The sequence below is a fragment of the Streptomyces sp. NPDC035033 genome (assembly GCF_040636735.1).
Classification (GTDB): Bacteria; Actinomycetota; Actinomycetes; order Streptomycetales; family Streptomycetaceae; genus Streptomyces.
Genome location: NZ_JBEZUZ010000151.1, coordinates 1 through 9,885, shown reverse-complemented (window position 1 = coordinate 9,885; position 9,885 = coordinate 1). Strand labels below are relative to the sequence as shown.

The 9,885-nt window shown below is 75.4% G+C and carries 8 protein-coding genes and 1 pseudogene; 5 read left to right on the top strand and 4 right to left on the bottom strand.

The features are described 5' to 3' along the window. A pseudogene (locus AB0E83_RS33870) lies at positions 1-548 on the bottom strand (molybdopterin-binding oxidoreductase); the annotation flags it as partial. A 230-nt stretch (positions 549-778) separates the two neighbouring features. On the opposite strand from AB0E83_RS33870, the gene sigK reads away from it, so the two are divergent. Then, on the top strand, positions 779-1,444 hold the full coding sequence (gene sigK, locus AB0E83_RS33865; RefSeq protein ID WP_362120412.1) for an ECF RNA polymerase sigma factor SigK: 666 nt from the start codon (positions 779-781) through the stop codon (positions 1,442-1,444). Next, on the top strand, positions 1,441-2,193 hold the full coding sequence (locus tag AB0E83_RS33860) for an anti-sigma factor (protein ID WP_362120410.1): 753 nt from the start codon (positions 1,441-1,443) through the stop codon (positions 2,191-2,193). Before sigK ends, AB0E83_RS33860 begins: the two co-directional genes overlap by 4 nt. Before the next feature lie 142 nt (positions 2,194-2,335). Here the strand turns inward: AB0E83_RS33860 and AB0E83_RS33855 are convergent, their stop codons facing one another. The 3 genes from AB0E83_RS33855 to AB0E83_RS33845 form a co-directional block, all read right to left on the bottom strand. Then, the gene (locus tag AB0E83_RS33855) at positions 2,336-2,983 is read right to left on the bottom strand and encodes a fasciclin domain-containing protein (RefSeq protein WP_362120408.1); all 648 of its coding nucleotides are present in this window, start codon (positions 2,981-2,983) and stop codon (positions 2,336-2,338) included. Between the two features lie 615 nt (positions 2,984-3,598). Beyond that, positions 3,599-5,149 carry an SDR family oxidoreductase gene (locus tag AB0E83_RS33850; protein WP_362120406.1) on the bottom strand — a complete coding sequence of 517 codons (1,551 nt, stop codon included), beginning with the start codon at positions 5,147-5,149 and terminating at the stop codon, positions 3,599-3,601. A 147-nt stretch (positions 5,150-5,296) separates the two neighbouring features. Continuing rightward, the gene (locus AB0E83_RS33845) at positions 5,297-5,875 is read right to left on the bottom strand and encodes a fasciclin domain-containing protein (protein WP_362120404.1); all 579 of its coding nucleotides are present in this window, start codon (positions 5,873-5,875) and stop codon (positions 5,297-5,299) included. A 243-nt stretch (positions 5,876-6,118) separates the two neighbouring features. On the opposite strand from AB0E83_RS33845, the gene AB0E83_RS33840 reads away from it, so the two are divergent. The 3 genes from AB0E83_RS33840 (at position 6,119) to AB0E83_RS33830 (ending at position 9,842) form a co-directional block, all read left to right on the top strand. Next, positions 6,119-6,919 carry a GNAT family N-acetyltransferase gene (locus tag AB0E83_RS33840; protein WP_362120402.1) on the top strand — a complete coding sequence of 267 codons (801 nt, stop codon included), beginning with the start codon at positions 6,119-6,121 and terminating at the stop codon, positions 6,917-6,919. Between the two features lie 836 nt (positions 6,920-7,755). Further along, positions 7,756-8,337 carry a carbonic anhydrase gene (locus AB0E83_RS33835; RefSeq protein WP_362120400.1) on the top strand — a complete coding sequence of 194 codons (582 nt, stop codon included), beginning with the start codon at positions 7,756-7,758 and terminating at the stop codon, positions 8,335-8,337. After that, a complete protein-coding gene (locus AB0E83_RS33830) occupies positions 8,334-9,842 on the top strand; it encodes a SulP family inorganic anion transporter (RefSeq protein ID WP_362120398.1) in 1,509 nt (502 codons plus the stop codon). Before AB0E83_RS33835 ends, AB0E83_RS33830 begins: the two co-directional genes overlap by 4 nt. The last annotated feature ends 43 nt before the right edge of the window (positions 9,843-9,885 follow it).

The window sequence follows — 9,885 nt, the reverse complement described above, 5'->3', positions numbered from 1 at the left end:
GCCGTCAGGAACCGGCGCCGACCGCGCTGCCGCGGCGGTGCGGTCCGTGGCCCTTCGGCCTCCGGGCCGGCCCCGTCGGCGCGCGCGGTTCCGTCCGCCGGAAAGGCCCCGCCCGTCAGGAGGAACAGGACCGCCGCGCCCGCCGCGGCCCCGGTCAGGGACGGCAGCGCGTCGCCGAGGCCGGCGGAGTCGGGCCTGGTCAGCGCGGCGGCGGCGCCGACGGCGCCGAACGCCAGGACACCGAGCGCTCCCGCGCGCCGGTGCCGCGACGCCACGATCCCGAGGCCCGTCGCGCAGAGGGCGAGCAGGACGACGATGCCGAGCTGGAGCACCGCCTTGTCGTTCTCCCCGAAGGTGCGGATCGCGAAGTCCTTCACGGGCGCCGGTGTCCGGTCGACGACCGCACCGCCGACGACCGTGACGGGCCCGGCGGCGGGGCGCACCAGGGCCGCCGTCAGTTCGGCCGCCGCCAGGGCCGCGTAGCCGGCCGTCAGGCCCGCGAGCGCGCCGCGGGCGAGGCGGCTCAGGTGGTTCCGGAAGCTGGTCACGTCCGCTTCTTCGGCACCGTCCGCCCCGCGGACGGGTTCCGTCACCCGAACGGGTGCCTCCACCCGTGACGGCCGGCTCCGTCGGCCCCGCGACGAGATCGTGACCTGTCCGGACCCATCCGTACCGGCGTCCGCGCCGAAGAACCCGCGGAAGCCGTTCCCGTGCTCCGCGCCCGTCCCTCCCCCGGAGGGCCGGCGCCGCCCGCCCCACCGTGAAGGACCCGTATGCGATGGACCCGCTCCCCCAGGACGGCCGCCCCCGGCGGCTCCGGCCGGCTCCGACGGCCGGGGAACGGCCGGTGACCCGGCCGTTCCCCGCCGGCGACGCTTCCGGCACCGCCCCCGGCGCCGGAAGCGACCTGCCCGACGTGATGCGCGAGGTCGCCCGGGGCGACAAGCGGGCGTTCTCCACGCTGTACGACGCCCTCGCGCCGCTGGTGTTCGGCATCGTGCTCCGTGTCGTGCGCGACCGGGCCCAGTCCGAGGAGGTCACCCAGGAGGTCATGATCGACCTGTGGCGGCAGGCCGCCCGCTACCGGCCCGCCGCCGGCTCCGTCACCACCTGGGCGGCGACCATCGCCCACCGGCGTGCCGTCGACCGCGTACGGTCCGCCCAGGCCGCCTCCGACCGGGAGCGCGCCCGGGCGGCGCGCGAGCACACCACCGCCTTCGACGAGGTCGCCGAGCAGGTCGAGACCCGGCTGGAGAGCGAACAGGTACGCCGCTGCCTGCGCGGCCTGACCGAGCTCCAGCGGCAGGCCGTCACCCTCGCCTACTACCGGGGCCTCACCTACCGCGAAGTCGCCCAGGCCCTGCGGACCCCGCTTCCCACCGTCAAGACGCGCCTGCGCGACGGACTGATCCGCCTCCGCGACTGCATGGGGGTGACCTCGTGAAGCAGCACCGCTCCGACCTCCACGCGCTCGCGGCGGCCTACGCGCTCCACGCCCTCGACGCCACCGAGCGGGACGGCTTCGCCGCGCACCTCCCGCGCTGCGAGGACTGCCGCCGGGACGTGGCCGAGTTCGAGGCCACCGCGGCACGGCTCGCCTCCGCCGTCGGCCGGACCCCGCCGCCCGCCCTCAAGCAGCGGACGCTGGCCGCCGTCGACGGTGTGCGCCAGCTCCCGCCGCGGATCCCGCCGGCCCGCCCGGTGACGGGACTCGCGCGGGCGGTGAAGCGCGGGGCGGTCCCGCTGGCGCTCGCCGCGAGCCTCGCCGCCGCCGTCTCGTTCGCCGGCCTCGCCGCCTGGCAGCACCGGCAGGGCGAGGAGGCGCGGGACCGGGCCCGGCAGGCCGAGCAGCGGCTCGACGCCGTCAGCGCCGTGCTGGCCGCACCGGACGCGCGGACCGTCCACGGCCGGACGACCGACGGCGCCCTCGCCACGGTCGTCTCCTCGGACCGGCGGAACCAGGCCGTGTTCACCGCCACCGGACTGCCCGCGCCGGCGCGGGGCCACACCTACCAGCTGTGGCTCGCTCACGACGGCACCATGCGGCCGGCCGGGTTCCTCCACTCCGACGGCACCGTCCTCATCGACGGCGACCCCGCCGACGCCACGGCGGTCGGCCTCACCGTCGAACCGGCCGGCGGCTCCCCTCAGCCCACCACCCGGCCCCTGCTCCTCCTCGCCCTCCCGTCCTGACCCCGCCGCCGTGCCGCTCGCCCGCGGTCCGGCGGCGACGGGCGGGCCCGGCGGGAAAGAGGAGAAGCGGGCGCGGTCCGAGGACCGCGCCCGCCCGTGGCGCGCTCGCCGGGGCCGTCGTGGGCCCCGGCGAGTGCCCCGCCTACTTCGGCATCAGGACGGTGTCGACGATGTAGACGTCGGCGTTGGCGGTCTTCACGTTGCCGCAGACGACCCGGGAGGCGTCGTTGACGGTGTAGTCCTCGCCGGAGCCCTTCGTGGTGAGCGTGCCCTTCTGCAGGGTCGCGAAGCTGCCGTTCTCCAGCTGCTCCGGAGTGAGCTTCTGGCCGACGACGTGGTAGGTGAGGATCTCGGTGAGCGCGGCCTTGTCGGCGAGGACCTTGTCCAGGTCGGCCTTCGGGATCTTCGCGAAGGCGTCGTTCGTCGGCGCGAACACCGTGATGTCCTCCGCGTTGTTCAGGGTGTCGACCAGGCCGGCCTTCTGGACGGCGGCGACCAGGGTCGACAGGGCCGGGTTGTTCGACGCCGCCGTGGCGACGGGGTCCTTCGCCATGCCGTCGAAGGAGCCCACGCCCTCCTTCGGCACCCCGGCGCAGGCCGGACCGAACGGCCCGCCCGTCGCCGTCGCGCCCTCCGCCGGGGTGGCGGCGGCGGTCGGGTCGGCGGCGGCCGAGGAAGGGGCCGCGGCCTTGGTCTCGCCGCCGGAGTCCGAGCAGGCGGCGAGCGAGAAGGGGAGGACGGCGGCGGCGGTCGCCGCGAGGGCGCCACGGCGGACGCGCAGGGAGTTCATGGCTGTTGCTCCTTGGAGGTTCTTCGCCCGGCCCCGCGGGGATCCGGGTCGTACGGTCCGGGCCGATGCGCCGAGGGCGGGTCCGGTGGTCGGCGTGAGGGCTCCGGCGCGGGCCGGCGAAGGTCCGCCGGGTGCCCGTACCGGCACCGCCGCGGGCGGGGCCGGCCGGCCGGCGGACGGGCCGGGCACGGCGGTGGGGCCGGGAAGGCCCCCGGTGCCGGGGGTCCGGCCGGTGGTACCGCTGCGGAAGATGCTCACGCCCCGTGGTTCGGTGTCGGCCGCCCGCCGGATGGGCCCCTCACCCGAACGAGTGATGACCGGGTGGTTCCGGAGCCGGGATCCGCCGACCGGCCGCGCGGCGCCGCGTACGGCTCACGGGCCGTCAGGGGCTCGGGGCGCAACGGGGTGGGGGTTCGGCCGGGGCGTGCGGTGCTCCGTCGCGTACGGCTCACGGCCCGTCAGGGACCTGGGGACCAGCGGGGCGGGGAGCTCGGCCAGAGCGTACGGCTCACGGCCCGTCAGGAGCCCGGGGCCCAGCGGGGCAGGGGGCTCGGTCGGGGCGTGCGGCGCGCCGCCGCGTACGCCCCCTGGCGTGGGCCGGACGAGGGGCGGGGCTCAGCCGCGGCCCGGCGCCGCCCCCGTCCGCTCGCCCTCCGGCTTCGGGTCCGTCTCCGGCTCCGCCTCGGCGGTCCGGGCGATGTTCCGGGCCATGCCGCCGAAGACCACGGCGTGGAACGGGGCCACGCCCCACCAGTACGCCTGGCCGGCGAGGCCGCGGGGGTGGAAGAGCGCCCGCTGCCGGTAGCGGGTGCGGCCGTCCTCGTCCCGGTCGACGGCCATCTCCAGCCAGGCGAGACCCGGCAGGCGCATCTCGGCGCGGAGGCGGAGCAGGCGGCCTCGGTCGATCGCCTCGACGCGCCAGAAGTCCAGCGCGTCGCCGACCCGGAGGCGGTCCGCGTCCCTGCGTCCCCGGCGCAGCCCCACTCCCCCGACGAGGCGGTCCGCCCACCCCCGGAGGGCCCAGGCCAGCGGGAAGGAGTACCAGCCGTTCTCGCCGCCCACCCCCTCGATGACCCGCCACAGCGCCTCGGGACTCGCGTCGACGGTGCGGGAGCGGTCGTCCCGGTAGAGGCTGCCGCCCGCCCAGTCCGGGTCGGTCGGCAGCGGGTCGCTCGGCGCCCCGGGCGGCGAGGCCGAGGACCAGCGCGTGGTGACCCGGGCCTCCCGCACCCGGCGGAGGGCCAGCCGGAGGGCCTCGTCGAAGGGGATGGGCCTGCCCGGGGCGTCGGGGACGTGGGCGGTGATGTCGTTCTCGGTGCACACCACCTCGTGCCGGAGCGATTCCGTGAGGGGCCGGGCCAGCGAGGCGGGCACCGGTGTGACGAGACCGATCCACTGGCTGGACAGCCGGGGAGTGAGGACCGGCACGGGGACGATGAGCCGCTTGCGGAGCCCCGCGACCTCCGCGTACCGCGTCATCATCTCCTGGTACGTGAGCACGTCGGGGCCGCCGATGTCGAAGGTCCGGTTCACGTCGGCGGGCATGCCGGCGCTTCCGACCAGGTACCTCAGTACGTCACGGACGGCGATGGGCTGGACCCGGGTGCCGACCCAGCGGGGGGTGACCATGACGGGCAGGCGTTCGGTGAGGTACCGGAGCATCTCGAAGGAGGCCGAGCCGGAGCCGATGACGACGGCGGCCCGCAGGACGGTGGTGGGGACGCCGGAGTCGAGGAGGATGCGGCCCACCTCGGTGCGGGAGCGCAGGTGCGGCGAGAGTTCGTCCTCCGGGACCCCGTCGGGTGTCAGGCCGCCCAGGTAGACGACGCGCCGCACGCCGGCGGAGCGGGCCTCGGCGGCGAAGGTGCGGGCGGCGCGCCGGTCGGTGTCCTCGAAGCGGGCCGTCGAGCTCATGGAGTGGACGAGGTAGTAGGCGACGTCGACGCCGGCGAACCCCTCGCGGAGGCTCTCGGCGACCGTGACGTCGCCGCGCACCGTCTCCACCCGGTCCGCCCAGGGGAAGTCGCGGAGCTTCTCCGGGTGCCGGGCGAGACAGCGCACCCGGTACCCGCTGTCGAGGAGCTCGGGCACGAGGCGGCCCCCGATGTAGCCGCTCGCGCCGGTGACCAGGCAGAGCGGGGCCGGGGACGTCGTGGGAGTGACCATGCGCTGATCCCTTTCACCGGGGCCGGAGACGTACACGCGCCATGAGGGTGGTTCGGCATTTCGGGGGGGGCGGTCACCGGTCCGGGAGGGCCGGTCCCGCGGCGGCCCCGGCCGCGCGGTCGGCGCCCGGGGCCCGCGGTGTTCCGCCTACTCCGGCATGAGCACGGTGTCGATGAGGTGCACGGTCGCGTTGGACGTCGCCACGTCGCCGCAGAGGACGGCGGCGGTGTCGTTCACCTCGTACGAGTCCCCGGACCCGGCGGTGGTGAGCGTGCCGCCCTGCAGGGTCTTGAAGGAGCCGTCGGCGAGGTCCGCCTTCTCCACCGGCTCGTCGACCACGTGGTAGGTGAGGATCTCGGTGAGCTCGGCCTTGTCGGCGAGGACCTTGTCCAGGTCGGCCTTCGGGATCTTCGCGAAGGCGTCGTTCGTCGGCGCGAACACCGTGATGTCCTCCGCGTTGTTCAGGGTGTCGACCAGGCCGGCCTTCTGGACGGCGGTGACCAGGGTCGACAGTTCGGGGTTGTTCGAGGCGGCGGTCGCCACCGGGTCGTCGGCCATGCCCGCGAACGAGCCGGCCCCCTCCTTCGGCACCGAGGCACAGCCCGGACCGAACGGAGCGCCGCCGTCGTCGGCCGACGCCCGCGGTGCGAGGGCCCCGAACGAGACCGCGAGGGCCGCGGCGGCCAGCGCGGCCGGGACGCGACGCCGGGTGAGCGTGGTGTTCATGACGTGCTCCTCCCACCGGCCGGACGCCGAGGGCCACGGCCGTGGATCGGTTGACCTCTCACCAGGACATTCGGCGCGAAGCGCCCTTTCGGATGGGCTCCGCGGCACTTTTCTTCCGTGCGCCGTTTTCCGCCGACCGGATCAGGTCCCTCCCTCGGAGGCGGGGGCGGGCCGGTGAACCGGGGGCCGCCCTCGGTCGTTGTACGTGTCGAGCGATGTCCGTGACGGCGCAGGGAGTTCGTGGTGCTGAATCTGGTGGAGTCGACCGAGTCGATGGAACAGCTGACCGTGGCCTGGCGGGCCATGGTCCTCGACCGGGATCCGGACGCGGACGTCCGTGACCTCCCGGGGATCGCCGTCCGCTGGGCCGATTGCCGGTTCGCGTTCTGGAACTGCCTGACCCTGACCGAGGTCGGCGCGGACGCGCGGCTCCTGGAGCTGCGCCTGCGCCAGTGCGCGGAGATCATGAGCGCCAAGGAGCGGCCCGGCTTCCTGTGGCTCTTCGAGGACCTCCTCGACGACGGGGCCCGTGCCGGTCTGGACGCGGCGGCCGAGCGGGCGGGGCTCGTGTACGCCTTCCCCGGGACCGGCATGGCGGGCGACCTCCTCCCCGTGCCCGAGCCGTCGCACCCCGACCTGACCTTCGTCCGGGTGACCACCGACGACCAGCTGCGCGCGTTCGCGGACCTCAACTCGCTGGCGTACGGGTTCCCGCTGGAGGACGGCCGGGACGGGCTGGAGGGCTCGACGCTCTGGAAGGAGACGGTGCACGCCTACCTGGGGATGCGGGGCGACACCCCGGTGACCTGCGCGGGCGCCGTGGAGGCGGACGGACGGCTCTTCGTGGCGCTCGTCGCCACGCATCCGGAGTGGGAACGCAGGGGCTACGGCGAGGCGGTGACGCGGAAGGCGCTGTACGAGGGCGGCCGGGCCACCGGCCTCACCCGCGCCACCCTGCACGCGACGGCCGCCGGCGCGCCGGTGTACCCGCGCATCGGCTTCAAGCCGAACTCCCCGATGCGCTTCCTCGCCCTGCAGGGCTGACCGGCCGCCCCTGACGCACCCACGGGGGCCGTGCCTCCAGGGCCTCGTCCGGGCCCCGCCGGGGCCTCGTCGCCCGGGCCGCGCCGCCGGTGTCGGTCCCGGCGCGGCCCCGGACGTCGCGTCGGTGTTCCCGTCCGGGACCGGTGCACGGGGCACCGGTCAGCACGCCCTCGGTGAAGCCGAGGGCGCCCCCTCCCATGCCGCCGGCTGTCCGGCCCCGGCGTGGCGGCCCCGGACCCGGACAGCACGCGCGGACACATCCGCCGGCCCCCAGCCGCGCCGCGGACGCGCCGTCACCCGCTCCGGCACACGGCCCCGTTCTCCTGACGGCCGCCGGCCACCGCTGACGCGCGGCACCACATTCGCGCCAACTCGCTCAACTTTTCAGGCGCTCTTCGGTCGGAACCCTTCAGTTCCCCCTGCAAAGGACTTTGCCGGGATAAGGTCTTTCTTGACCTTCTCTTGACTGCCTGTTGGTACGAACATGGGGTAAAGGACTGCCTGGAAAGGGGGCACGCGACATGCGGCCGACGACGCCCGCCATGCCCCCGGCCCACGAGGCCGGCGCGCCCGCCTTCCACGGTCCCTCCCCCACCGCTTCCTTCGCACCCGCACAGGCGGCCCGACACGCCACGGCCGGCGCTCAGCCCGGAAGCAACCGCTCCGGGACAGCGGGCGCCCCGTGGAGAGGTGCGCCGGCCCTCCGGCCGCCCATATCCCCCGCGCTCCGCGGCTGAACGGCGGAGCGCACCCGCGCCCCCACACACCTCGTACCCCCCACATCCGTTCCGCACGTCCGACGCGCCCCACGCGCGCCAGGAGGAGTCACGACCATCATGCAACCCCTCATCGACAACGCCCGCACGTTCGGACAGCGCCCTGAGGAGTTCGTCGAACTGGCCGAGGGCCAATCGCCCGAGGTCCTGTTCATCACCTGTTCCGACTCCCGGGTCGTACCGGCCCTGATCACGGGCGCCCGGCCCGGTGAGCTCTTCGAGCTGCGCACCGCGGGCAACATCGTCCCGCCGTACCGCGGCGAGCACCCCACCGGCGAGGCCGCCACCGTCGAGTACGCGGTGGAGATCCTCGGCGTCCGGCACATCGTGGTCTGCGGCCACTCCCACTGCGGCGCCATCGGCGCCCTGGTGCGCGGCGACGACCTGACCGCCGTGCCGGCCGTGCGCGACTGGCTGACCCACGCCGCCGGCGCGCCGGCGCGCTCGGAGGCGGACGACCCGAGCGTCGCCGAGGCCGTGCAGCAGCACGTCCTGGCCCAGCTGCTCCGGCTGCGTTCCTACCCCTGCGTCGAGCGGCGCCTGGCCTCCGGCGGTCTCCGGCTGCACGGCTGGTACTACGAGGTGCACACCGGCTCCGTACGCGAACACCGCGCGGACACCGACACGTTCGAGGCGCTGTGAGCGGGCGGGTCGCCGCGACGCCCGCGCGCGGTACCGGTACGGGCGGGGCCCGCTTCCCCCACCTGCGCCAGGACTTCGGGGCCTCGCTCGTCGTGTTCCTGGTCGCCCTGCCGTTGTGCGTGGGCATCGCCGTCGCCTCCGGAGTGCCCGCGGAGGTCGGGCTCGTCACGGGCATCGTGGGCGGACTGGTCACCGGACTGCTGCCGGGCAGCAGCCTCCAGGTGTCCGGGCCGGCCGCCGGGATGACCGTGCTGGTCTTCGAGGCGGTCCGCGCCCACGGGCTGCCCGTGCTCGGCGCGATCGTGCTGGCCGCCGGCCTCCTCCAACTGGCCATGGGCGCCCTCGGGCTGGGGCGGTGGTTCCGCGCCATATCCCTCTCCGTGGTCGAGGGCATGCTGGCCGGCATCGGCCTGGTGATCATCGCCGGTCAGCTCTACGCGGCGGCCGGCCTGAAGGCGCCGGCCTCCGGCGTGGACAAGCTCCTGGGCCTGCCCGGGGCGGTCGTCGACGTGCTGGGCAGCACGCAGGCGCTGGTCTCCCTGGCGATCGGCGCGGGCACCGTCGCCGTGATGGTGCTGTGGAAGAAGCTGCCCGAGCGCGCGCAGGCGGTGCCGGGCGCGCTCGCCGCGGTGGGCCTGGCGACGGTGGCCGTACCGCTGCTCGGGGTCGAGGTCGGGCGCGTCGAGGTGCACGGCCTGCTGGACGCCGTACGGCTGCCCGGCGCGGACGCCTTCGGCGCGCTCGCCACCCCGGCCGTCATCGGCACGGTCCTCGCCTTCACCCTGATCGCCTCGGCCGAGAGCCTGTTCAGCGCCGCGGCCGTGGACCGGTTGCACGACGGTCCGCGCACCGACTACGACAAGGAGCTCATGGCGCAGGGCGCGGGCAACGCGGTCTGCGGCGCGCTCGGCGCGCTCCCCATGACGGCGGTCATCGTCCGCAGTTCGGCCAATGTGGCGGCGGGGGCGAGGACCAAGGCGTCCCGGGTGCTGCACGGCGTCTGGCTGCTGCTGTTCGCCGCGCTGCTGCCCTGGGCGCTGGCCCTGATCCCGCTGCCCGCGCTGGCCGGCATCCTCGTCCACGCGGGGTGGAAGCTGATCCCGTTCCGCCGGCTGGTGAGCCTGTGGCGGACGCACCGGGGCGAGGCCCTGATCCTCGTGGTCACCGCCGGGTCGATCGTCGCGGTGAACATGTTCGAGGGCGTCCTGATCGGCATCGCGCTGTCGGTCGCCAAATCCGCGTGGGACGCGTCGCACGCGCATCTGGAGATCGTGGACAAGGGCGCGGGCCCCGTCCAGGCGCACCTGTCGGGCAACGCGACGTTCCTCCGGCTGCCGAAGATCCTCGACAGCCTGGAGGCGCTGCCCCGGGACCGGCCCGTCGAACTGGACCTGTCCGGCCTCCACCACCTGGACCACGCCTGCCGTACCGCCCTGGAGTCCTGGGCCGAACGGCACGGCACGGCCGGTACGGCCGCGGCGAAGGTCACGGCGAGGGGCGACTGAGCTCGGACGCGTGCCGGGACGGCGTGACGCCGTCACGCCGTCC